21 protein-coding genes, 1 tRNA gene and 1 pseudogene are annotated in these 22,356 nt (G+C 67.1%); 9 read left to right on the forward strand and 14 right to left on the reverse strand.

Annotated elements, in window-relative coordinates:
• The first annotated feature begins 87 nt into the window (after positions 1-87).
• The 3 genes and pseudogenes from metG to rnfB all read left to right on the forward strand — a co-directional run bounded on the left by metG (position 88) and on the right by rnfB (position 3,252).
• Positions 88-2,222 (forward strand): annotated as a pseudogene (gene metG / locus H9L16_RS15265) (methionine--tRNA ligase).
• Complete coding sequence (locus H9L16_RS15270) at positions 2,222-2,812, forward strand: HAD family hydrolase (protein ID WP_187552490.1); 591 nt, start codon at positions 2,222-2,224, stop codon at positions 2,810-2,812. Before metG ends, H9L16_RS15270 begins: the two are co-directional and overlap by 1 nt.
• Before the next feature lie 17 nt (positions 2,813-2,829).
• Positions 2,830-3,252, forward strand: coding sequence for an Rnf electron transport complex subunit RnfB (rnfB, locus tag H9L16_RS15275; RefSeq protein ID WP_187552491.1), 423 nt, complete (start codon positions 2,830-2,832; stop codon positions 3,250-3,252).
• A 109-nt stretch (positions 3,253-3,361) separates the two neighbouring features.
• On the opposite strand, the gene H9L16_RS15280 is transcribed toward rnfB, so the two are convergent.
• The 6 genes from H9L16_RS15280 to H9L16_RS15305 form a co-directional block, all read right to left on the reverse strand.
• A complete protein-coding gene (locus tag H9L16_RS15280) occupies positions 3,362-4,324 on the reverse strand; it encodes a TraB/GumN family protein (protein WP_187552492.1) in 963 nt (320 codons plus the stop codon).
• Positions 4,321-5,304: a DUF1684 domain-containing protein gene (locus tag H9L16_RS15285; RefSeq protein WP_425507205.1), complete on the reverse strand. Its 984-nt coding sequence runs from the start codon at positions 5,302-5,304 to the stop codon at positions 4,321-4,323. Before H9L16_RS15285 ends, H9L16_RS15280 begins: the two co-directional genes overlap by 4 nt.
• Positions 5,283-7,091: a DNA mismatch repair endonuclease MutL gene (mutL, locus tag H9L16_RS15290; RefSeq protein WP_187552493.1), complete on the reverse strand. Its 1,809-nt coding sequence runs from the start codon at positions 7,089-7,091 to the stop codon at positions 5,283-5,285. Before mutL ends, H9L16_RS15285 begins: the two co-directional genes overlap by 22 nt.
• Positions 7,092-7,151: 60 nt before the next feature.
• Positions 7,152-8,546 carry an N-acetylmuramoyl-L-alanine amidase gene (locus H9L16_RS15295; protein WP_187554228.1) on the reverse strand — a complete coding sequence of 465 codons (1,395 nt, stop codon included), beginning with the start codon at positions 8,544-8,546 and terminating at the stop codon, positions 7,152-7,154.
• 151 nt (positions 8,547-8,697) lie between these two features.
• On the reverse strand, positions 8,698-9,153 hold the full coding sequence (gene tsaE, locus H9L16_RS15300) for a tRNA (adenosine(37)-N6)-threonylcarbamoyltransferase complex ATPase subunit type 1 TsaE (protein ID WP_187552494.1): 456 nt from the start codon (positions 9,151-9,153) through the stop codon (positions 8,698-8,700).
• 4 nt (positions 9,154-9,157) lie between these two features.
• A complete protein-coding gene (locus H9L16_RS15305) occupies positions 9,158-10,645 on the reverse strand; it encodes an NAD(P)H-hydrate dehydratase (RefSeq protein WP_187552495.1) in 1,488 nt (495 codons plus the stop codon).
• A gap of 35 nt (positions 10,646-10,680) precedes the next feature.
• Between H9L16_RS15305 and queG the strand changes: the two genes are divergently transcribed.
• The gene (queG, locus tag H9L16_RS15310) at positions 10,681-11,742 is read left to right on the forward strand and encodes a tRNA epoxyqueuosine(34) reductase QueG (protein ID WP_187552496.1); all 1,062 of its coding nucleotides are present in this window, start codon (positions 10,681-10,683) and stop codon (positions 11,740-11,742) included.
• A 133-nt stretch (positions 11,743-11,875) separates the two neighbouring features.
• Here queG and pgi read toward each other — a convergent pair whose 3' ends face one another.
• The 6 genes from pgi to pcnB all read right to left on the reverse strand — a co-directional run bounded on the left by pgi (position 11,876) and on the right by pcnB (position 17,450).
• Positions 11,876-13,378: a glucose-6-phosphate isomerase gene (gene pgi, locus H9L16_RS15315; RefSeq protein ID WP_187552497.1), complete on the reverse strand. Its 1,503-nt coding sequence runs from the start codon at positions 13,376-13,378 to the stop codon at positions 11,876-11,878.
• The gene (panD, locus tag H9L16_RS15320) at positions 13,375-13,755 is read right to left on the reverse strand and encodes an aspartate 1-decarboxylase (RefSeq protein ID WP_187552498.1); all 381 of its coding nucleotides are present in this window, start codon (positions 13,753-13,755) and stop codon (positions 13,375-13,377) included. The genes pgi and panD overlap by 4 nt, the downstream gene beginning before the upstream one ends.
• Before the next feature lie 105 nt (positions 13,756-13,860).
• On the reverse strand, positions 13,861-14,715 hold the full coding sequence (gene panC / locus H9L16_RS15325) for a pantoate--beta-alanine ligase (RefSeq protein ID WP_187552499.1): 855 nt from the start codon (positions 14,713-14,715) through the stop codon (positions 13,861-13,863).
• A gap of 22 nt (positions 14,716-14,737) precedes the next feature.
• Positions 14,738-15,547, reverse strand: a complete 810-nt coding sequence (panB, locus tag H9L16_RS15330) for a 3-methyl-2-oxobutanoate hydroxymethyltransferase (protein ID WP_187552500.1) — start codon at positions 15,545-15,547, stop codon at positions 14,738-14,740.
• A gap of 23 nt (positions 15,548-15,570) precedes the next feature.
• Entirely contained in the window at positions 15,571-16,056 is a 486-nt protein-coding gene (gene folK / locus H9L16_RS15335; RefSeq protein WP_187552501.1) for a 2-amino-4-hydroxy-6-hydroxymethyldihydropteridine diphosphokinase, read from the reverse strand.
• A complete protein-coding gene (gene pcnB / locus H9L16_RS15340; protein ID WP_187552502.1) occupies positions 16,053-17,450 on the reverse strand; it encodes a polynucleotide adenylyltransferase PcnB in 1,398 nt (465 codons plus the stop codon). Before pcnB ends, folK begins: the two co-directional genes overlap by 4 nt.
• Before the next feature lie 131 nt (positions 17,451-17,581).
• Here pcnB and H9L16_RS15345 point away from each other — a divergent pair.
• Positions 17,582-17,657: transfer RNA gene (locus H9L16_RS15345), tRNA-Glu, on the forward strand.
• Between the two features lie 174 nt (positions 17,658-17,831).
• On the forward strand, positions 17,832-18,155 hold the full coding sequence (fdxA, locus tag H9L16_RS15350) for a ferredoxin FdxA (protein WP_187552503.1): 324 nt from the start codon (positions 17,832-17,834) through the stop codon (positions 18,153-18,155).
• Between the two features lie 66 nt (positions 18,156-18,221).
• On the opposite strand, the gene H9L16_RS15355 is transcribed toward fdxA, so the two are convergent.
• Together H9L16_RS15355 and dapA are read right to left on the reverse strand one after the other, a co-directional pair.
• Positions 18,222-18,740 (reverse strand): hypothetical protein, encoded by a 519-nt coding sequence (locus tag H9L16_RS15355; RefSeq protein ID WP_187552504.1) that lies wholly within the window; start codon positions 18,738-18,740, stop codon positions 18,222-18,224.
• Between the two features lie 32 nt (positions 18,741-18,772).
• Complete coding sequence (dapA, locus tag H9L16_RS15360; RefSeq protein WP_187552505.1) at positions 18,773-19,654, reverse strand: 4-hydroxy-tetrahydrodipicolinate synthase; 882 nt, start codon at positions 19,652-19,654, stop codon at positions 18,773-18,775.
• A gap of 111 nt (positions 19,655-19,765) precedes the next feature.
• On the opposite strand from dapA, the gene H9L16_RS15365 reads away from it, so the two are divergent.
• The 3 genes from H9L16_RS15365 to H9L16_RS15375 all read left to right on the forward strand — a co-directional run bounded on the left by H9L16_RS15365 (position 19,766) and on the right by H9L16_RS15375 (position 22,342).
• A complete protein-coding gene (locus tag H9L16_RS15365) occupies positions 19,766-20,386 on the forward strand; it encodes a glycine cleavage system transcriptional repressor (protein ID WP_187552506.1) in 621 nt (206 codons plus the stop codon).
• Positions 20,387-20,391: 5 nt separating this feature from the next.
• Complete coding sequence (locus H9L16_RS15370; protein WP_187552507.1) at positions 20,392-20,862, forward strand: peroxiredoxin; 471 nt, start codon at positions 20,392-20,394, stop codon at positions 20,860-20,862.
• An 82-nt stretch (positions 20,863-20,944) separates the two neighbouring features.
• Positions 20,945-22,342: a PhoH family protein gene (locus H9L16_RS15375; protein ID WP_187552508.1), complete on the forward strand. Its 1,398-nt coding sequence runs from the start codon at positions 20,945-20,947 to the stop codon at positions 22,340-22,342.
• Positions 22,343-22,356: the final 14 nt, after the last annotated feature.

The following is a 22,356-nucleotide window of genomic DNA, read 5'->3' on the forward strand; positions in this document are numbered from 1 at the left end:
GCGTATCGATTCCATGCAGAAGCCCCGCATCGCCGGGGCTTTTTTGTGGCATGCGATAATCGCGCCCCCTTTGCAGCGCCCGCCTCCATGCCTCGTTCCGCGCTTGTCACCAACGCCCTGCCCTACGCCAACGGCCCGCTGCACCTGGGCCATCTGGTCGGCTACATCCAGGCCGACATCTGGGTGCGAGCGCGGCGCATGCACGGCGACACGGTGCACTACGTCTGCGCCGACGACACCCACGGCACGCCGATCATGCTGGCCGCGGAAAAGGCCGGGAAGACGCCGGAAGACTTCATCGCCGGCATCCAGGCCGGCCACGAACGCGACTTCGCCGACTTCGGCGTGGTGTTCGACCACTACGACTCGACCAACTCGGCCGCCAACCGCGAACTGACCGAACGGTTCTACGCGCGACTCGAAGCAGGCGGCCACATCGGCCGGCGCAGCGTGGCCCAGTTCTACGATCCGGCCAAGGGCATGTTCCTGCCCGACCGCTACATCAAGGGCATCTGCCCGAACTGCGGCACGCCCGACCAGTACGGCGACAACTGCGAAGTGTGCGGCGCGACCTACGCACCGACCGATCTCAAGGAACCGAAATCGGTGCTGTCCGGGGCCACCCGGAAATGCGCGACTCGGAGCATTTCTTCTTCGAGGTCGGCCGTTTCCAGTCCTTCCTGCGCGAGTGGCTTGCCGGCGATGTCGCGTTGGCCGGCGTCAAGGCCAAGCTGATGGAGTGGCTGGATGCCGAAGGCGGCCTGCGCGCCTGGGACATTTCCCGCGACGCGCCCTATTTCGGCTTCCAGATCCCCGGCCAGCCGGGCAAGTACTTCTATGTCTGGCTTGATGCGCCGATCGGCTATCTGTCCAGCTTCAAGACCCTGTGCGCGACCAACGGCGCCGACTTCGATGCATTCCTCGAAAAAGGCAGCGACGCCGAACTGCACCACTTCATCGGCAAGGACATCGTCAATTTCCACGGCCTGTTCTGGCCGGCGGTGCTGGAAGGCGTCGGCTTTCGCGCGCCCACGCGATTGCACGTCAACGGCTACCTGACCGTGGACGGCGCGAAGATGTCGAAGTCGCGCGGCACCTTCATCATGGCGCGCACCTACCTCGATGTTGGCCTGGAGCCGGACGCGCTGCGCTACTACTTCGCCTGCAAGACCTCAGGCGGCGTCGACGACCTCGACTTGAACTTGGGCGATTTCGTCGCGCGGGTGAACAGCGACCTGGTCGGCAAGTTCGTCAACCTGGCCAGCCGTTGCGCGAAGCTGCTGGAGACGCATTTCGGCAACACGCTTGGCGCACTCGAGTCTGCGAACACCGCGATCACCGCAGGTTGGGCCGACGAGTCGCAGGCGCTCCTTGCGAATATCGCGGCCACGCTGGACAGCGTGCCCACGCTGTACGAGCAGGACAACTTCGCCGCGGTCGCCCGCAATGCGATGGCCGTGGCCGACCTGGCCAACGAATACGTCGCACGCACCGCGCCGTGGGCGCTGGCCAAGGATCCCGCGCGTCGCGACGACCTGCACCTGGTGCTGACCACCGCATTGCAGGCATTCGCCGACATCGCCGGCGCACTCAAGCCGATCCTGCCCGCGACCACAGGCAAGATCGAGCACTACCTCGGCACCACCCTCGTGCCGGGCACGCGCAGCCCGCTCGCGGGACGCACGCTCGCGAACGCATACGCTCCGCTGTTCACCCGAATCGACCCCAAGCACATCGACGCCATGACCGAAGCATCGAAAGACACACTCGCTACTGCACCTGCGGCAGCCATCGCGAAACCGGCCGAGGCGATGAAGGCGGATGCGACGCAATCCGTCCATGGTTCGACAGGCTCACCACGAGCGGATGCCGGTTCCCGGGCGGATACCGGCGTCATCGCCATGGAAGATTTCGCAAAGCTCGACCTGCGCATCGGCAAGGTGCTGGAGTGCGGCTTCGTGGAAGGCAGCGACAAGCTGCTGCGCTTCCTGCTGGATGCCGGCGACCTCGGCCAGCGGCAGATCTTCTCTGGGATCCGTGCCAGTTATGACGAACCGGAAACACTGATCGGCCGCAACGTGGTGTTCATCGCCAACCTCGCCCCGCGCAAGATGCGCTTCGGCATGAGCGAAGGGATGATCCTGTCGGCCGGCTTCGACGGCGGCGCGCTGGCGCTGCTGGATGCCGATGCAGGCGCGCAACCAGGCATGCCGGTCCGCTGATGGATCTGGCGCTGGTCGATTTCGACCACACCGTCACCACCTGCGACACCTATTCGCGCTTCCTGCGCCGCGTCGCTACGCCGGCGCAATTGTCCGCCGCGAAATGGACCGTTGGCCCATGGCTGCTCGGCTACAAGTCGGGTTTGGTTTCCGCCGCGGCGCTGCGCACGCGCGTCACCCGGCTCACGTTCGCCGGGCGCGACGCCGCGGAGATCGAAGCCGCCGGCGAGCAACATGCGCGCGACATGCTGCCGGGCGCGCTGCGGCCCGCGATGATGGGACGGATCGGCTGGCACCAGGCGCGCGGCGACACGGTGGTGATTGTCTCCGGTTCACTGGATGCCTACCTGCAGCCATGGTGCGACGCGCATGGACTGGAATTGATCTGCAACCGGCTGGAAGCGGCGGATGGTCGCTTGACCGGTCGCTATCTCGATGGCGATCGCGGCGCGCACAAGGCCGCCGACATCCGTAGGCACTATGACCTCGCCAGCTTCGATCGGGTGCATGCCTATGGCGACAGCAGCGAGGACACACCGATGCTGGCGCTGGCACAGGAACGCTGGTGGCGCGGCCAGCGCATCGCCTGAGCGTTACAGTCGCAGCCATGCCCCAATCCACGCCCCCGCTGGTCGAGCGCCTCGATCGCCTGTTGCCGCAGACCCAATGCGGACAGTGCGGCTACGACGGCTGCCGGCCGTATGCCGAAGCGATGGCGGATGGCGAGGCCGACGTCGACCATTGTCCGCCTGGCGGCGACGCCGGCGCGCGGGCACTGGCAAGGTTGTTGGACGTGGCGGCGAAACCTTATGACCGCAGTCGAGGCGAGCACCTGCCGCCTCGCGTGGCAGTGGTGGTGGAAGCCGACTGCATCGGCTGCACCAGGTGCATCCAGGCCTGCCCGGTCGATGCGATCGTCGGCGCATCGAAATCCATGCACGTGGTGATCGATCCGTTGTGCACCGGCTGCGCGCTGTGCGTGCCGGCGTGTCCGGTGGATTGCATCGTGATGGTGAGCGAACGCGCCTAGCAGTTGCCCTATCGGCAACTGCTGCGTCCAGCGAACGCCCGGCCATGGAAGGCCGGGCCGGGTTCGACGCAAGCCGAGATGCCGCGCCATGGATGGCCGCCAGCAATCGCTATTCCGTGGCCGCAGCCTCGCAGGAATCGCACACCCGCTCGACCTTGTAGCCCTTCGCCTGCAGTTTCTCGACCAGGCCGTCGCTGCCGAGCAGGTGCAGCGTGCCGACCACCACGAGGGTGTCGTCGGAGGTCGAGCCGGTCAGGCGCTTCTCGATCTGCGGCAGCCACGCATTGTTGCGATCCACGTCCAGCAGCTTGTAGGACTGCGGCGACTTGCGGGCCATGTCCGCGCGCATGCCCGTGTCCAGCTGCTCGACATCGCCGGTACGCCACCACGCATGCATGTCCTGCAGTTGCTGGACGGCCTTTTTCGGGTCGACCAGGAATTCGTCCAGGCCCTGCGCCTGCTCGGCGTAGGGCACCGAGTCCATCGCCTTCATCTGGGCATCGACGGTTTCCAGCCCGCCAGCAGGCTTGCCGGCCTTGGCCGCGCGATCCATCAGGTGGCGATCCAGGCCGAGATCAGCCTTCAGGCCCATCGCCTGGCTCACGCCAAGGACCAGGCCCAAGCTCACCGCCCACGGCTCGCTCTGCTCGAGCGCCTGCACCGAGCCGCCGCTGGCGGAGACCAGCGTGCCGAGCCGTTCCAGGGTCGCCTTCGGCAGCACCTTGCTCAGGCTCTGACCGTCTTCGTAGGCCATGTACTTCTGCATGGTCGCCACCGTTTCCGGCGCGGTCATCTCGCGCGGATCGATCTCGAACAACAGCGACTCGGCATCGTCGAAGGCGCGGTCGATCTCCGCCGGCATCGGGTAGTCGTCGCTCTTCAACAAATGGAACGAGCCGAGCAGATAGACGTCGTTGTCGGCATCGGACACCTTCCACAGCAGCGGCCGCCCGGTCACCTTGGCTGCCGGCGCGCTGGCGACGGGCGACGCCGCCGGCTTGGTGCTCTGGTCGGCGTGGACGGGCAACGCGAACGCGGCGACCAGCGCCAGGGTGAGCAATCGTGGGGTCACGGGGAATCCTTCGGAGATTGAATGGGGGGTACGTCGGGTTTTGCGTAGGTCTTCTCGCCCGCCGCCACCGCCAGATCCAAGCGGTTTTCCGGCGGCGGCAGCGGACAGGTGGCGAACGGGGTAAACGCGCACGGCGGGTTGTAGGCCTGGTTGAAGTCGATCACCAGGCGGCCCTGCGCGTCGGGTTTCGGCACATCGATGAAGCGGCCCGCACCGTAGCTGCCATGGCCGCTGGTGCGATCGGCGAACACCAGGAACAGGGTGGCTTCGCCCTGGTCCAGCGCTTCCAGCCGCCAGCTCTTGCCGCCGTGCTGGAATTCGAGCGCGCCGGGATTCGGGATGTCGTCGATGGTGCCGATGATGTTGGCGATCGGCAGGGTCTTGCCGGCCGGATGCGCGATGAAACGCGCCGGCACCTGCCAGTCACGGCCACCCGGCCAATACTCCAGGCCGGCGAAATGTACGCGGCTCGGGGCATCGGCGTGCTTGACCCGCAGGGCCAGCCGACCACCGCGTTCGATCACGGTGACCAATCCCTTGCCCTCGTCGAAGGCGATCACGCTCGGTCCGGCTGCGTCCTTGTCGCTGCGCAGGGCGCTGCCGCGACTGGGCTTGCCATCGACGGTCACCGACGTGTCGGCGACGAAACTCGCCTTGCCGTCGCGGACGGTGAACACGCCCAGGTGCTCCGGACCCATCGCTATGCGGATGCCGTTGTCGACATCGCTGCCGACGCGGTGCGCACCGGGATCCAGCCAATGCATCCCGATGAGGCTGGCCCAGCCATCCGCACGATTGAGGTCGAGGATCCGCCGTCCGCGCCACATGAACTGCTCGTGCGCGTAGTGCTTGAGCGCCGCCTGCAATTTCGCCGCCTCGTCAGGCGTGGCCTGCGGCGGTGGCGCGCGCTCGCAGCCTGCCATCACCAGTAAGCAGGCCAGCGCGATGCCGGCGAATGTCATCGTCCGCGCAGGAACCATCGATCCATCTCCGCCAGTCCGAAACGCGTCCAGGTGGGACGGCCGTGATTGCATTGCCCGGAGCGCTCGGTCGCTTCCATCTCGCGCAGCAGGCCATTCATTTCATGCACGGTCAGTCGGCGATTGGCGCGCACCGCGCCATGGCAGGCCATCGTCGACAGCAACTCGTCGCGGGTCTCGGCGACGCGCCGGGTGCTGCCGTGTTCGCGCAAGTCGGTGAGCACGTCGCGCAGCAACGCTTCGACATCGCCATGCGCAAGCAGTGCAGGCACGCTGCGCAACAGCAGCGACTGCGGGCCGCTGCGCTGCACCTCGAACCCGAGTTGCGCGAGCGTGTCCGCTTCGCGCTCGGCGACATCGGCTTCGCGCTCGGATACCGCGATGCTCGAAGGCACCAGCAACGGCTGGGTGCGCAGGCCGGCGCCATCGTGCGCAGTCTTGAGTTTTTCGTAGCCGATGCGTTCGTGCGCGGCATGCATGTCGACCACGACCAGGCCGTCGGCGTTCTCGGCCAGGATGTAGATGCCGTGCAACTGCGCGATTGCGAAACCGAGTGGTGGCAGGCCGCCGGGCGCGTCGTCGGGCATCGCCATCGCGGCGAATGCCGCGGGTGATTCCGGCGAATCCGGAAGCGTGGCGGCATCGCGCGGCGCATACAACGCGGCATACGCGCTGGGCGCATCCGCCACACGCAAACCGATCGACGATTGCTGCGGCACCGGCATCGACCATGCCTGCGATGCCTGTGTTGCCTGCATCGGCATGGCGGTCGCGCCTGCACGGGTTTCCGCCAGTGCCTGGTGCAAGGTGCGATAGACGAAGTCGTGGACCAGCCGCGATTCGCGGAAACGCACTTCGTGCTTGGCCGGATGCACGTTCACGTCCACGCCGCGCGGATCGAGTTCGAGGAACAGCACATAGGCCGGGTGCCGGCCATGGAACAGCACGTCGGCATAGGCCTGGCGGATCGCGTGCGAGACATTGCGGTCGCGCACGCTGCGGCCGTTGACGTACAGGTATTGCTGGTCGCTGCTGGCGCGGTTGTAGGCCGGTTGCGCGATCCAGCCGTGCAGGCGCATGCCGGCACCGTCATGGTCCACGCGCAGGGCGTTGCGGGTGAAGTCCTCGCCGAGCGCTTCGTGCAGACGCACGTCGCTGAGCATCGTGCCTTCCTGCAGCTGCGCTTCGCCCTTCCAGCGCCGCGAGGGCTTGCCGTTGTGGGCCACCCGCAATTCCACATCGGGACGCGCCAGCGCCAGCGTGCGCAACCACTCCTCGATATGCGACAACTCGGTGCGTTCGGCACGCAGGAACTTGCGCCGCGCCGGCACGTTGTAGAACAGGTCACGTACTTCCACCGTGGTGCCAGGTGGATGCGCATGCGGCGTTACCTCGCCGACCTTGCCGCCATCGACCTGCAGCAACGCGCCGTGCTCGCTGCCGCTGCGCCGCGAGGTCAGCCGGAAGCGGCTCACCGACGCCACCGACGGCAGCGCCTCGCCACGGAAGCCGAGCGTGGCGACCGACTCAAGGTCGTCGATGCTGGCTATCTTGCTGGTCGCGTGGCGCTGCACCGCCAGCGGCAATTCGGAGGCATCGATGCCGCCGCCGTCGTCGCGGATACGGATCAGGCGGATGCCGCCATCCTCCAGGTCGATGTCGATGCGGCGGGCGCCGGCATCCAGCGCGTTTTCGACCAGTTCCTTGACCACGGACGCGGGCCGTTCCACGACTTCGCCCGCAGCGATCTGGTTGATGAGGGTGTCGGGAAGTTGGCGGATGGTCACGCCGGGATTTTAGCGTGTGGCAACCCGTCATTCCGGCGGATGCCGAAATGACGCCAGAAATTACGGACTGCCGCCCGAATTCGCGCCAGTGCCGGTCGAGGCCGCCTGGCTGACTTGCAGGGCATGCGCCCGCGCGGCGTACAAGGTGCCAGGCGGCGGCTGGCGGGTGAAGTATTCGTTGATGCCGGCCAGCACCGCGGTCGCCAGCTTGCGCTGGTAATCCGGGCTGGACAGTAGCGCCTCTTCACCGTGATTGGAGATGAACCCGGTTTCGACCAGCATGGCCGGCACGTCCGAGGTGCGCAGCACGGCAAAATTGGCGTGTTCGACCCGACGGGTCTTGCCCACGCTGCCCAGGCTGCCCAGCACGTGAGCGGCGGCGTCGGACGAGGCTTTCATCTGCCCACTCTGGGTCAGGTCCAGCAGCACCGACTTCAGCGTGTCGCCGGTCGCGGCCAGCTTCACGCCACCGATCAGGTCGGCGGCGTTCTCCTTGTCGGCCAGCCAGCGTGCGCGCTGCGAGGACGCACCGCGGGTGGACATCACGTACACCGAGGAGCCGGTGGCGCTGCGGTTCTCGGCAGCATCGGCGTGGATCGACACGAAGATGTCGGCCTTGGCACCACGCGCCAGCACGGCCCGGCGATTGAGCGGGATGAAGACATCCGCATCGCGGGTCAGGTGCGCCTTCATGCCGGGCGTGGCATTGATCTGGCGGGCCAGTTCGCGGGCGATGGCCAGGGTCACGTTCTTCTCGCGATTGCCGTTCGGGCCGATCGCGCCCGGATCCTGGCCGCCGTGGCCAGCATCGATGGAAATGACCAGCGGGCGCATGCCGGCCTGCATCACCGGACGCGGAATGGGCGCGGCGGCCGCCGGTGTCTCGGTGGGCATCGGTTCCGGCTTGCCGGTGGCGACGCGGGTGGGCACGCCGGTGGCGACGGTGCCGGGCAGTTCGGAGACGGTGGCGGCCTTGCCGACCACCTTGCCGGGATCGGTTTCGACCGCGGCGGAGGCCTTGGCGATCTCGGCGATCGGATCGGGCTTGGCAGCCACGATCGGCGCCGCGATGACGGGAGTGGTCAGAGCGACGGCGGCGTCTCCCGGCCATTCCAGTACCAGGCGAGGGCCGGCGGCCGTGGTTTCGATCCGCGGCGGCATTGCCTTGACCTGGCTGGCCAGGTCGAACACCACGCGGACGATCCCTGGTTGCGGCTGGCCGGTGCGCACGGCTTTCACCGCGCCAGCGCCGGCAGGCATGCTCAGGTTGCGGGCCAGGCGGCTGTCGGCGAAGTCCACGACCAGACGGTCGGGATTGCGCAGCTCGATGACCTTGTAGTCGCCCGGGCGGTCCAGCTGGAGTTCGACGCGCGTGCCGGTCGCCCCGGTTTCCACGCGCAACTGCTTGATTTCCGAGGCGTTTGCGAGGTTCCAGCACAGCGCCGCCAGCAGCATCAGCGCCAGCAGGACTTGCTCGAAGCGGATCCCCTTCACTCGCATGCCCGGGAGTTAAGCACTTGACGCCAGCAAGCGCAAGCATTTTTCCCTTAATAATCCGTGACCTGCCGTACTTTCCTAAATGCGCGCGCAACTCATGCCCGGAGCGTCAAGCCGGACGTAGCGCCTGCAGCCAGGCTTCGCCGGCGGTCGTGCGCGCGTGCAGGCGGCAGCGCCGGCCCGTGCCCTCCACGGTTAGCTCCACGTCGACGTCGGCGGCCGGCAAGCCGCCCTGCCCGCGTTCGGGCCACTCGACCAGCCAGAGCCGTGTTTCGGCCGGGTCCAGCCCCAGGAACTCGAGCTCGCCGGGATCGCCGATCCGGTAAAGGTCGAGGTGCAGTGCCATGCCGCCAGCCGGCAGCGGGTATTGCTCGACCAGGGTGTAGGTCGGACTGCGGATCGTGCCGGTCACGCCCAACGCGCGAAGCAGCGCCCGCGCGAGGGTGGATTTGCCGGCACCCAAGTCGCCATGCAGGTAGGCCACGCCACGCGGCGGCAGTGACTGGGCGAGGCGCGCGCCGAGCGATTCGGTGGCGTCGGCGGCGTCGAGGAAAAGATCGTGCATGCGCCTATCGTCGCATCGGATTGGCCAGCCGGCGCAACCAAGGCAAGAGATCCGATGGCAGCAGGCCGCGCTCGCCATCCTCGCGTGCGGCGGCATCGCCGGCCGCCGCATGCAGCAATGCGCCGGCGATTGCCGCATCGCCCGCCGGCATGCCCTGCGCCAGCAAGGCGGCAATGACGCCGGTGAGCACGTCGCCCATCCCGCCCACCGCCATGCCCGGATTGCCGGCGCAGATCACTGTGGGTGCGCGGTCGGGGCTGGCGATGATGCTGCCGGCACCTTTCAACACCACTGTGCAGCCAAGCCGTTCGTGCAGCGCTTGCGCGGCGGCGAAACGATCGCGCTGCACGTCGTGGGCGGGGATACCGAGCAGGCGCGCGGCCTCGCCGGGATGCGGCGTGGCCACGTCCTGTGCACGCAAGCGTTGCCCGGAGGATGCCAGCAGGTTCAACGCATCGGCATCGACGACGCCCGGCGCGTCATTGGCCAGCACGAGATCCAGCAGGCCACGTCCCCAATCGCCCTGACCCAGCCCGGGACCGATCGCGATCACGCCGGCACGCGACAGCAAGGGCGCCAGTTGCGCAGCATCGTCCACCCCGTGGACCATCGCTTCCGGCCTGCGCGCAAGCAAGGCGGGCACGTGCTCCGCACGCGTCGCCACGCTGAGCAGGCCGGCGCCGCTACGCAGCGCGGCGTCGGCCGCCAGCAGGATCGCGCCACCACTCCCGTGGTCGCCGCCGATGCACAGCACATGGCCATTGCGGCCCTTGTGGCTGTCGCGCGGGCGCAGCGGAAAGAAGCCAGGCAAGGCATCCGCGCGCAACGCGAACGCCGCCGGGTCAATGCCGTCGAACACGGTCGCAGGCAGGTCGAGCGACGCCAGTTGCAAGTCGCCGGCATGGTCCAGTGCCGCGCCGGTACGCAGGCCGCGATGGCGTGCGATGAACTGCAGGGTGCGATCCGCGACCACCGCCGCACCCGGCGCGTCACCGCTGCGCGCGTCGATGCCACTGGGAACGTCGAGCGCCAGCACCGGCGCCGGATGCCGGCTCATCGCTTCGATCAAGGCCGACACGGAGTCGTCGGGCGCCCGCGACAGTCCAATGCCGAACAGGGCATCGACCAGCAGATCGGCATCACCCAGTTCGCCTCCCACGCATGCGACCTGCCCGCCTGAAGCGATGAAGGCATCGTGGGCCCGCCGTGCCAGCGGCGTGCGCGGCGCATGCGCATCGAGCCGCAGCACCTGCACACGGATACCAGAAGACAGCGCATGCCGGGCGAGCACATAACCATCGCCACCGTTGTTGCCGGGTCCGCAGACCACCAAGATGCGTCGCGCTCGCGACCAATGTTTCAGCACGCAATGCCAGGCCGCCAGCCCGGCACGCGCCATCAAAGCGAACGCGTCGCCACCGCAGGATGCGATGCCGCGCGCCTCGAGCTCGCGCAACTGGTCGGGGGCGTACAGCGGGAACGGACTGTGCATCGGTCGATTCTAGAACCGACTCCTATACTTCGCGCATGTCTTCGACGCTCCCCGACTACATCGCACTGGCGGCTCGCATCCGCGCACTGGCGCAGGCGGCGGGCTTCCAGCGCGTCGGGATCTCAGGCGTGGAACTGCAGGATGACGAGGCGTTCCTGCAGTCATGGCTGGACGAAGGCCTGCACGGTTCGATGGCGTGGATGGCCAGCCACGGGGACAAGCGCAGCCGGCCGGCGGAACTGATCCCGGGTACGCTGCGAGTGGTGTCGGTCGGACTCGACTACGGTCGGGACGCCGACGCCGCCTGGGACAACCTGCGTGATGGCGAACGCGCGTATGTGGCGCGCTATGCGCTGGGACGCGACTACCACAAGCTGATGCGCAACCGCTTGCAGAAGCTTGCTGACGACGTGGCGAAGGAGATCGGCCCGTTCGGTTTTCGCGTGTTCGTGGATTCCGCGCCCGTGCTGGAACGCGCGCTGGCACGCAACGCGGGCCTCGGCTGGATCGGCAAGCACACCTGCCTGATCGACAAGGATGGCGGCAGTTGGTTCTTCCTCGGCGAATTGTTCGTCGATCTGCCGCTGCCGATCGATCCACCGGCATCCGCGCATTGCGGTAGTTGCACGCGCTGCATCGAGGTCTGTCCGACCCAGGCGATCACCGCGCCGTATCGTCTGGATGCGCGGCGCTGCATCAGTTACCTCACCATCGAACACGAAGGCAGCATCGACGAGGCACTGCGACCGCTGATCGGCAACCGCATTTTCGGTTGCGACGATTGCCAGCTGGTGTGTCCGTGGAACAAGTTCGCGGTGCGCACCGATGAGCCGGACTTCCGCGTGCGCAACAACCTCGACCACGCCACGCTGGCGGAATTGTTCGCGTGGGAGGAAGACGAATTCCTGCGTCGCACCGAAGGTTCGGCGATCCGTCGCAGCGGGCACGAGCGCTGGTTGCGCAATATCGCGGTGGCACTGGGGAATGCTCCCAAGACGAGCGAGGTGATCAACGCTTTGCAGTCACGCCGCGAGCATCCATCGGCAGTGGTGCGCGAGCATGTTGCTTGGGCACTTCACCAGCACGCGACCGCCTGAAAAGCACTTCGTCACTGGGCCGGCCGGCCCCGATTCACTCCGGGACACGCCGTGAATACATCCATGTAGGCTCATCGGCGGCATCCATGCCGCCGAAGGTCCCGGAGCAAACCGGGGCCGGCCGTCCTTTTGATCAGCGTCGCTGGCTGAACTCGCGCAACAGCACTTTCGTCACAGCATCGTCAGCTTCGCCCTCGCCCTCCAAAGCAGGCAGCAAGCGACTCGCGACCTGCTTGCCCAACTCGACGCCGAACTGGTCGAAGGCATTGATGCCCCACAGCACCGACTGCAGGTAGACGCTGTGCTCGTACAGCGCGACCAGCATGCCGAGTGAGCGTGGCGTCAGCGCGTCGAGCAGGAACAACGTGCTCGGACGGTTGCCCGGATAGCGTCGATGTGGATCATCGCTGCCCTGCCCGTTCGCCAGCGCCTCGGTCTGCGCCAGCAGGTTTGCCAGCAGCGCGGCGTGGTTCTGAGCATGTGGATGGTCGGCCTGCAGCACGCCGATGAAATCGGCAGGCACGACTTGCGTGCCCTGATGCAGCGCCTGGAAGAAACTGTGCTGGGTGTCGGTGCCCGCGCCGCCCCACCACACCGGCACGGTGTCGACCTCCACGGCATCGCCTTCAATCCGCACCGACTTGCCCAGGCTTTCCATCACCAGTTGCTGCAGGTAGGCCGGCAGCAGCTTGAGTCTGTCGTCGTAGGGCAGCACCGCCTGCGTTGCCGCATGCAGTGCGTTGCGATTCCACACCGCGGTGAGCGCGTGCAGGATCGCGATGTTGTCGCGCGGCGCGGCATTGGCTGCATGCGCATCCATCGCCGCGGCACCGTCGAGCAGTTCGAGGAAACGATCCATGCCCAGCGCCAGCGCGATCGGGAAACCGACCGCCGACCACAGCGAATAGCGGCCGCCCACCCAATCCCACATCGGCAGGGTGCGTTCCGGCGGTACGCCGAACGCAGCCACGCGCTCGGCATTGGTGCTCACGGCATACAGGCGTTCATCGTTGCTCAGCCACTCCCGGACGATGCCGCCGTTGAGCAGGGTTTCCTGGGTCCCGAAGGTCTTGGAAATGACGATGGCAGCGCTGCGCTCCGGATCCAGTCCGGCGAGGACGCGCTGCGCCGCATTGCCGTCGACATTCGAGATGAAATGGACCTTGAAGCGCGCATCGTGCAGGGCCAGCGCATCGACCATCAGCCGCGGGCCCAGGTCGGAACCACCGATGCCGACGCTGACGATGTCGGTGACGTCGCTCGCTTCGAGTTGTTCGATCAACGCACGCATCCGCGCCTGCGCGTCGACGGCCTGCGCACGCGCGCCGATGGCGACTTGCGAAGTCGAGTTGTCGCCACGCAGCGCGCTGTGCAGTGCCGCGCGGCCTTCACTCGGATTGACGATGGCACCATCCAGCAGGCGACGCATCGCACCGACCAGGTCGGCGCGCTCGGCGATCGCGAACAAGGCGTCCAGCGCGGTGCGGTCGTAGCGCTGGCGGGCGAAGTTAGCGTAGAGCCCACCACAGCGAAGGGCGAAATCGCTGGCGCGCGCCGGATCCTGTCGGATCAGGTCGCTGATGGAGGTATTGGCCAGCCTGCGTGCTTCCGCGTCGAGTCCGGCCAGCATGCTCATGCGGCCTGCTTCGGCATCGATCGGTTGGTGTGGGTCAACCCGTTGTCGCGGTCCACGTACACCAAGGTCGGCTTGAATTTGGCGGCTTCGGCCTCGTCGCACTGACCGTAAGCGCAGATGATCACCAGGTCGCCGGGCTGCGCCTTGTGCGCGGCCGCGCCGTTGACCGAGATCACCCCGCTGCCTTCCTCGCCGCGGATCGCGTAGGTCGCGAAACGCTCGCCGTTGTTGACGTTGTAGATCTCGATGCGCTCGTATTCGCGGATGCCGGAGATATCCAGCAGGCGGCCGTCGATCGCGCAGGAGCCTTCGTAATGCAGCTCGGCATGGGTGACGCTGGCGCGGTGGATCTTGGCCTTCAGCAAGGTCAGTTGCATGTTCGACTCCAGTGGCGCGAAGCCCGGGACAGGCCCGGGAGGCCGAAGTATAGGCCGCGATTTCCGCGCTGCAACAAACCCGCCGCTGGCCCGCCGTTGCCGGGTTCAGCCAGCCAATTGGAATTCGAGGTTGTCGATCAGGCGGGTGCGGCCCAGCCGCGCGGCGATCAGGGCGACCAGGTTGCCGGCTTCGCCATCGGCCGGCTCGGTCAGGTCAGGACGGCGCACCACCGTGTAGTCCGGGACGAAACCGGCATCGCGCAGGGCCGCGTCGGCATCCGCCTCGACCTGGGCGAGCGGCAGGCCGACCAGCAGGCCGTCGCGCATCGCGTGCAGGGTGTGGTGGATGATCGACGACACCATGCGTTCGTCGGCAGACAGGTACTGGTTGCGCGAGCTCATCGCCAGTCCATTGGCTTCGCGGACGATGTCGCCGCCGACGATGCGGATCGGCACGTGCAGGTCGGCGACCATCTGCCGGATCACCGCCAGCTGCTGGTAATCCTTCTTGCCGAACACGGCGACATCGGGCTGCACCTGGTTGAACAGGCGGCCGACCACCGTGCACACGCCATCGAAATGACCGGGCCGATGCGCACCTTCCAGCACTGCGCTGACGCCGGGTACGCGGATGCTGGCGGCCAGTTCCACGCCGAAGGGATACATCGCCGCCACGTCGGGCAACCACAGCACGTCGCAGCCGGCGGATTGCAGGCCGCTGGTGTCCGCATCCGGCGTGCGCGGGTAGCGGGTGAAATCCTCGTTCGGGCCGAACTGGGTCGGATTGACGAAGACGCTGGAGACGATCTTGTCGGCGTATTGGCGGGCCAGTGCGACCAACGAATAGTGGCCGGCATGCAGGTTGCCCATCGTCGGGACGAAGCCGACACGCAGGCCTTCGCGCTTCCAACCGCGGATCCGCTCGCGCAGCGATTCAAGCTCGGTGATGGTTTCGATCATGTCGGCTCGTTTGGCAATGGCGTCAGGCGTAGGCGTGTTCGGCGTCGGGAAAACGGCCATCGCGCACGGCGTCGGCATAGGCACGGATCGCACCCGCGACGGAACCGCCTTCGACCAGGAAATCCTTGACGAATTTCGGCTTGCGATGGCCGGTGTCCAGGCCCAGCAGGTCGTGCAATACCAATACCTGGCCATCGCAACCGGAACCGGCACCGATGCCGATGGTCGGGATCGGGCTGGCGGCAGTGATGCGCGATGCCAGCGCGGCGGGCACGCCTTCCAGTACCAGCAGCGCGGCACCGGCATCGGCCACGGCGAGTGCGTCCTCGCACAACTTGGCGGCGGCGGCGTCCTCGCGGCCCTGCACCTTGAAACCGCCGAAACGGTGCACGGATTGCGGCGTCAGTCCCAGATGCGCGCAGACCGGGATTTCCCGCTCGACGAGGTAGCGGATCGTCTCCAGCTTGTGGCCCGCGCCTTCCAGCTTGACCATGCTCGCACCGGCCTGGATGAAGCGCACTGCGGCCGCATGCGCTTCCAGCGCTGAACCATCGGAACCGAACGGGAAATCCGCGATCTTCAGCGCACGCGTCGCCCCGCGCGCCACCGCTGCGGTGTGGTAGGCGATGTCGTCCACCCGCACCGGCAAGGTGGAATCGAAGCCCTGCACGACCATGCCCAGCGAGTCGCCGATCAGGATCAGGTCGATGCCGTTGTCGTCCAATACGCGCGCGAAGCTTGCGTCGTAACTGGTCAGCATTACCAGCTTGCGGCCGGCGGCACGCGCCTCGCCCAGCATCGGCACGGTCCAGCGTTTCTGTGGCTCGCTCATGCCAGGCTCCTTCCCGCGGGCGCTTAAGGTAACGGTTCGATGGCGTCCGCCGCCATCACGGCCGCACATTCACGGGCGGGGCCGATGCCGGGGATAGCGGCGTCCGGCCAGGCGTCGAGCAGCGGCAACAGGGCGAAGGCGCGTTCGTGCAGGTGCGGATGCGGCACGCGCAGGCCGGGCTCGTCGATGACGGCGTCGCCGTAAAGCAAGAGATCGAGATCGAGCGTGCGTGGGCCCCAACGCTCGCCCTCGATGCGGACCCGGCCACAGGCGCGCTCGATGTCCAGCAGCGCATGCAGCAAGTCGCGCGCCGGCAGAGCGGTGTCGAGCAAGGCCACCGCGTTGATGAAATCGGGTTGCGCGGTAACGCCCCAGGCCGGTGTGCGGTACAGCCGCGACGCCCGCACCGGGCGCGTCCCCGGTAACTGCTCAAGCGCGTCGATGGCCTTGCGCACGTTCCGCGCGGCATCGCCCAGGTTGGCACCCAGGCCAACCGCTGCCAAAGTCATGCGGGTTCTTGCGACGTTGCGCCCGGTGCGTTCGATCCACTGCGACGACGACGGCGCTTGCGCTTGCGCGCTGGATCCCCGTCGGCACCGGCTTCGCCCGCCTCCGCGATGCCGTCGGACTCGGCGGCGTGTGCGGCTCGCTCGGCGGCCGCAAGGACGGCGTCGGGATGCAGCTGCGCCTCGCGCCAGTACGCCACGTCTTCGGCATGCGAATCGGAGGCGGCCAGGCGCAGTTCCAGGAAATCGAACGCAGCGCGGAAGCGCGGGTGCGAGAGCAACCGGAACACGCGCTTGCGCACGCGTTGCGAGAAGCGCGGCTGCAGCAGCCAGATTTCCTGCATCGGCAGCGAAAATCGGCGCGGCAACGCGGTACGCGCCACCTGATGCAAGGTCACGCGATCGGCAGCGCGACGCTGCGCATCCGCGGCATGCACGCCCTGCGCCTGCAGCAACGCCAGCGCGCGGCAATACGCCGGCCACAACAGCACCGCATACAGGAATGCGGGCGATACCGATTCATCGGCGGCGACGCGGGCGTCGGTGTTGCGCAGGCCTTGCACCAACATCCGTCGAAGTGCGCCGGACTTGTTCGAGGCCAGCGCCTGTGCAGTTTCCGGCAGCAGCGCCGGCAGCAGTCCGTGCGCTTCGAGTCGCTCGAAGCTGGCGACCGCATGGCCCGAGAGGAACATCTTCAGGGTTTCCTCGAACAGCCGCGCCGGTGCGGACTCGGCCAGCAGCGGCGCGAGACGCGCGATCGGCTCGGCGGTACCGGCCTCGATGGTGAAGTCCAGCTTGGCCGCCAACCGCGCCGCGCGCAGCATGCGCACCGGATCCTCGCGATAACGCGCCTCGGGATCGCCGATCAGGCGCAGCAGGCGCGCCTGCACGTCGTCGTAGCCGCCGACGTAATCGCGCACCGAGAAATCCTCGATCGCGTAATACAGCGCATTCGCGGTGAAGTCGCGGCGGATCGCATCGTCCTCGATCGTGCCGTAAACGTTGTCGCGCAGCAGGCGGCCGCCCTCGTGCTGCTCGCGGTCGCCGCTGCCGTCGTCGATGTTGGCGCGGAAGGTCGCGACCTCGATGATCTCGCGGCCGTAGACCACATGGGCCAGGCGGAAGCGGCGGCCGATCAGCCGGCAGTTCCGGAACAGCGACTTGACCTGCTCCGGCGTGGCGTCGGTGGCCACGTCATAGTCCTTCGGCGCGCCACCGACCAGCAGGTCGCGCACCGCGCCGCCGACCAGATAGCCGCCGAAACCGGCTTCGCGCAGTCGATAGAGCACGCGCAATGCGTTCTGGCTCATCTGCTTGCGGGACAGGCCGTGCTCGTCGCGGGTGATCACGCGCAGGCTGGGAACGGGATAGAGGGTCTGGGATTCGATTTCGGTCATTCGCTACGGCGGCGCCGGGTTTGGAAATGGGATGAGTTGCGTTGCCAGTGGCCAGCGCAGCCACCTATACTAGCAAGCTCGACGCGTGGCCCTGCCGCCGGCGAGCCGGTCGTCCAACCGGTGCGTCATCTGCTCCCATCGTCTAGAGGCCTAGGACACCACCCTCTCAAGGTGGACACACGGGTTCGAATCCCGTTGGGAGTACCAATCAATAAAAAAGCCCGGGTGCTAGCACCCGGGCTTTTTTATTGATCCGCCCGTCGGGCTGAGGGCCCGTACGGGTTGCCCGCAGCGAAGCGAAGGGCGCGGCACAAGTGATGTGCCGCGTCTATCCCGTGACCTGAGCGTTAAACTACCGTCATCGCATCACGGAACCCGGCCATGCCCTTCGTCGTCACCGAGAACTGCATCAAGTGCAAGCACACCGACTGCGTCGAGGTGTGTCCGGTGGACTGCTTCCACGAAGGCCCGAACTTCCTGGTGATCGATCCCGACGAGTGCATCGACTGCACCCTGTGCGAGCCGGAATGCCCGGTCAACGCGATCTATCCGGAAGAAGACGTGCCCGCGGGCCAGGAACCATTCGTGGCGCTCAATGCGGAACTGGCCAAGGAATGGCCGGTGCTGGCAACGCGCAAGGATGCACCGGCCGATGCCGCCGAGTGGGATGGCAAGCCGGGCAAGCTCGCACTGCTGGAACGCTGACGCCAGCGCAACTTCCAACGAAAAGGGCACCTAGCGGCGCCCTTCTGCATTCCTGGCTTCAATAGCTCAAGGTGCGATCGCGGCCTTCAACGCGCCGATCAGCTTGACCGGTGCCTCGCCCACCGGCGGCAGGCCACGCGGATCGACCGCGGAGATGTACACGCCCTCGCCGGCCTTGGTCACCCGGACCAGGAACTTGGCGCCCATGTAGTCGACGTCGTAGGTACCGAGGATCTGCGCCTTGCTGGCGATGGTCACGCCCGACGTGGCGGTGAGCACCTCGCCGACCTTGGCGAACAGCGCGTCGCGGTCGCCGGTGGCGTTGAAGCCGATCGGCGCGGCGCTGCTTCCGCCAGCATTGTTCATGCCCGAGGCGCTGACGCTGCCGCCGGCTGCCGGCAGGGACATGGCCTTGTCGGCACTCGGACGATCCAGGTCCGGTGGAACTTCCAGCGGGCGGCTTTCGGCGCTCTGCGTGTACAGCTCGTTCTTCTTGCCGAACATGCTGCAGCCGGACAGGCCAACCACCAGCAAGACGGCGGCGAGCGGGGCGGCAATCGGGGACACGCGGGCACTACGACGCATCTGGAGCTCCTGTCAGGCCGCGATCGGCGGCATCAGTCTTCGAGTTGGAGGATGTCCGCATGCAGGCGCTGGGCCTCGGCGGCATGGACGGATGATAGCGGCTGGAGCGGCAGGCGCAGGCCATGACCGATTCCGTTCAGCGCGAGTAAGGCTTTGACCGGGATCGGATTGGGCTCGACGCCGAGGAAGTGGTAGAGCGCGTACAAGCGCGCATCGAGCGCCTCGGCACCGGCCACGTCGCCGCCGCGGGCCAGCTGGCACAGCCGGCGGAAGGTCCCGGGTACCACGTTCGAGGCGACCGAGATCACCCCGTCGGCACCGGCCAGCATCGCCCGCGCCGCGGTGGGGTCGTCGCCGCTGAGCACGGCAAAGCCGTCGCGCCGGCAGGGCAGCAGGTCGTCCATGCGCGCCGCCTCGGCACGCGCCTCCTTGATGCCGACGATGTTCGGGTGCAACGACAGCTCGCCGGCGGTTTCCGGGGCGAGGTCGCAGCCGGTGCGCCCGGGCACGTTGTAGAGCACCACCGGCAGGCCGCCCTCGTCGGCGACCGCGCGGAAATGCGCGAGCAGGCCGGACTGGGTGGGCCGCACGTACGGCGGCGTCACCACCAGCGCGGCATCGGCACCCAGCGCGGCGGCGCGGCGGTTGGCCTGGATGGTCTTGGCGGTATTCGAATGACCGGTGCCGGCCAACACCGGCATGCGCCCGCCCAGGAACTCGACGGCGCTGACCAGCAGAGTCTCGTATTCGTCGTCGAACAGCGCTGCGGCTTCGCCGGTGGAGCCGGCCACGATCACGCCTTGGGTGCCCGCATCCCGCTGCGCCTTCAGCAAGCGCTGCCAGGCGGGGAAGTCGATGTCGCCGGCGGCCGTGAAAGGCGTCGCCAGCGCAGTGATACTGCCGGAAAGTCGCACGTGGGTGGCTCGTACTGGGCGCGGCCGATGAACGCGCGACGCGATGGGGGATGGGTGGAGCGAAGCCGAATCTTACTTGCGGCTCGAAAGCACCGGCAAGTATGCTGGCACATGCGTCGCATCCCACCCGCGCCTCCCGCGCCGCCCACCCCATCCGCTCCGGACGCTCCCTTGACCGATATCTCTGCCCGCCCGGCGCCGAACGAAAACCACCTGCTGATCAACGCGTACACCACGCATCCGCAGTCGCCCCTGCTGGCGGTCACCCGGCGCATCTCGGATTCCGGCTGCAACCTGGTCGACACGCGCCTGGCCACGGTCGGCCGCGATGTCTCGGTGACCGCGCTCGCCACCGGCTCGTGGGATGCGGTGGCCAAGCTCGAGACCATGCTGGCGAAGCTGGAGCGCGAGGAAGGCCTGAAGCTGATCTGGTACCGCACCGGGCCCAAGCCCGTGCAGTCCAGCCTGCTGCCGTACGTGGTCGAGGTGATCGCCTCGGACAAACCCGGCATCCTGTTCCAGCTGGCCGACTTCTTCGACCAACAGGGCATCACCATCGAAAGCCTGCACTGTTCGCGCTACCGGGCGATGCAGACCGGTGCCGACATGTTCTCGGCGCAACTGACCATCGGGATCCCGGCCGACATGCACATCGCCGCGCTGCGCGACGACTTCCTCGAGTTCTGCGACCACCTGAACCTCGACGCCATCATGGATCCAATGAAGTACTGAGTCCGATGCTCGATACCGGCGACCGCGTCCCCGACCTCCCGCTCTCGCTCACCGGCGACCAGCCGGCCTCGCTTGGCGATTACGCCGGCAAGTGGCTGGTGTTGTACTTCTACCCGAAAGACTCGACGCCGGCCTGCACCACCGAAGGCCAGGACTTCAATGCGCTGTTGCCCGCATTCAAGCGTGCGGGCGCCGTGGTGCTCGGCGTTTCGAAGGATTCGCTGAAGTCGCATCAGAATTTCTGTGCGAAGCAGGGCTTCAAGTTCGACCTGGTGAGCGATGCCGACGAAACCGTCTGCAACGCGTTCGGCGTGATCCAGCCGAAGAAACTCTACGGCCGCGAGTACATCGGCATCGTCCGCAGCACCTTCCTGATCGATCCCGCTGGCGTCATCCGTCAGACATGGCAACCGGTGAAAGTCCCGGGTCACGCGCAAGCCGTGCTTGACGCGTTGAAGGCCGCAAACGCCAAGTGACCAACCCTGTTTCCCGTGCCCATCATCGCCCCGCCCCGCGGGACGCGATGGCCCATCGCTGTCCGACCGCAGGAATCCACGCATGACGCGAAGCAAGCGCATCTACGTCCTCGACACCAATGTGTTGATGCACGACCCGACCGCGCTGTTCAAGTTCGAGGAACACGATGTGTACCTGCCGATGCAGGTGATGGAAGAGCTGGACAACGGCAAGAAGGGCACCAGCGAAGCCAGCCGCAACGCACGCCAGGTCAGCCGCTTCCTCAACGAGCTGATCGAAGCGCACGGCAGCCCCGACGTCCACAATGGCGTCGCCCTCGCCCGTCCGCACGGATTGCAGCTGCGCGGCGCGGACAGCGTGGGCCGGTTGCGCTTCCAGACCGGCGATTTCGATGCCGGCAAGCGCTTCGGCGCGGTGATCCCGGACAACCACATCCTCGGCGCGATCCTGGCCCTGAAGGAATCGGAGCCAGGCGCGCCAGTGGTGTTCGTGTCGAAGGACATCAACCTGCGGATCAAGGCGTCGATCGCCGGGATCGTCAGCGAGGACTACGAGAACGACCGCGCGCTGGACGATTTCAGCCTGCTGTACACCGGCGCCACTGCATTGCCGGCGGATTTCTGGGAACGCCACGGCAAGGAATTGCGTTCGTGGACCGAAAAGGGCCGCACGTTCTACGAGATCGCGCGCACCGAGGATGACGACTGGTATCCGAACCAGTTCGTCTACCTGCCCGGCGACGACGATGCGGAGATGAAGGTCGCGCGGGTCGACGACACCAGGGTCACCCTGCAGATCGTCGACGACTTCCGCCACAGCCAGCACGCGGTGTGGGGCATCCTGGCCCGCAACCGCGAGCAGAACTTCGCGCTGAACGCGCTGATGGACCCGGAGATCGACTTCGTCAGCCTGCTCGGCACCGCCGGTACCGGCAAGACCCTGCTGGCGCTGGCCGCGGGCCTGGCGCAGACCATGGATGCGCAGCGCTACCGCGAGATCATCATGACCCGCGCCACGGTCAGCGTGGGCGAGGACATCGGCTTCCTGCCCGGCACCGAGGAGGAAAAGATGACGCCGTGGATGGGCGCGCTGACCGACAACCTGGAAGTGCTCACCCACAACCAGGACGGTGGCGCCTGGGGGCGCGCGGCGACCAACGACCTGCTGGCGTCGCGAATCAAGATCCGCTCGATGAACTTCATGCGCGGGCGCACCTTCCTGTCGCGCTACCTGATCCTCGACGAGGCGCAAAACCTCACGCCGAAGCAGATGAAGACCCTGATTACCCGCGCGGGGCCCGGCACCAAGATCATCTGCCTGGGCAACGTCGAGCAGATCGACACGCCCTACCTCACCGAGACCACCTCGGGCCTGACCTACGCGGTCGACCGCTTCAAGGCCTGGGCGCACAGCGCCCACGTGACCTTGCGCCGCGGCGAGCGTTCGCGGTTGGCGGACTTCGCCTCCGAGATCCTGTAAGCCGCGATCTGGTC

The organism is Thermomonas carbonis (assembly GCF_014396975.1).
GTDB lineage: Bacteria > Pseudomonadota > Gammaproteobacteria > Xanthomonadales > Xanthomonadaceae > Thermomonas > Thermomonas carbonis.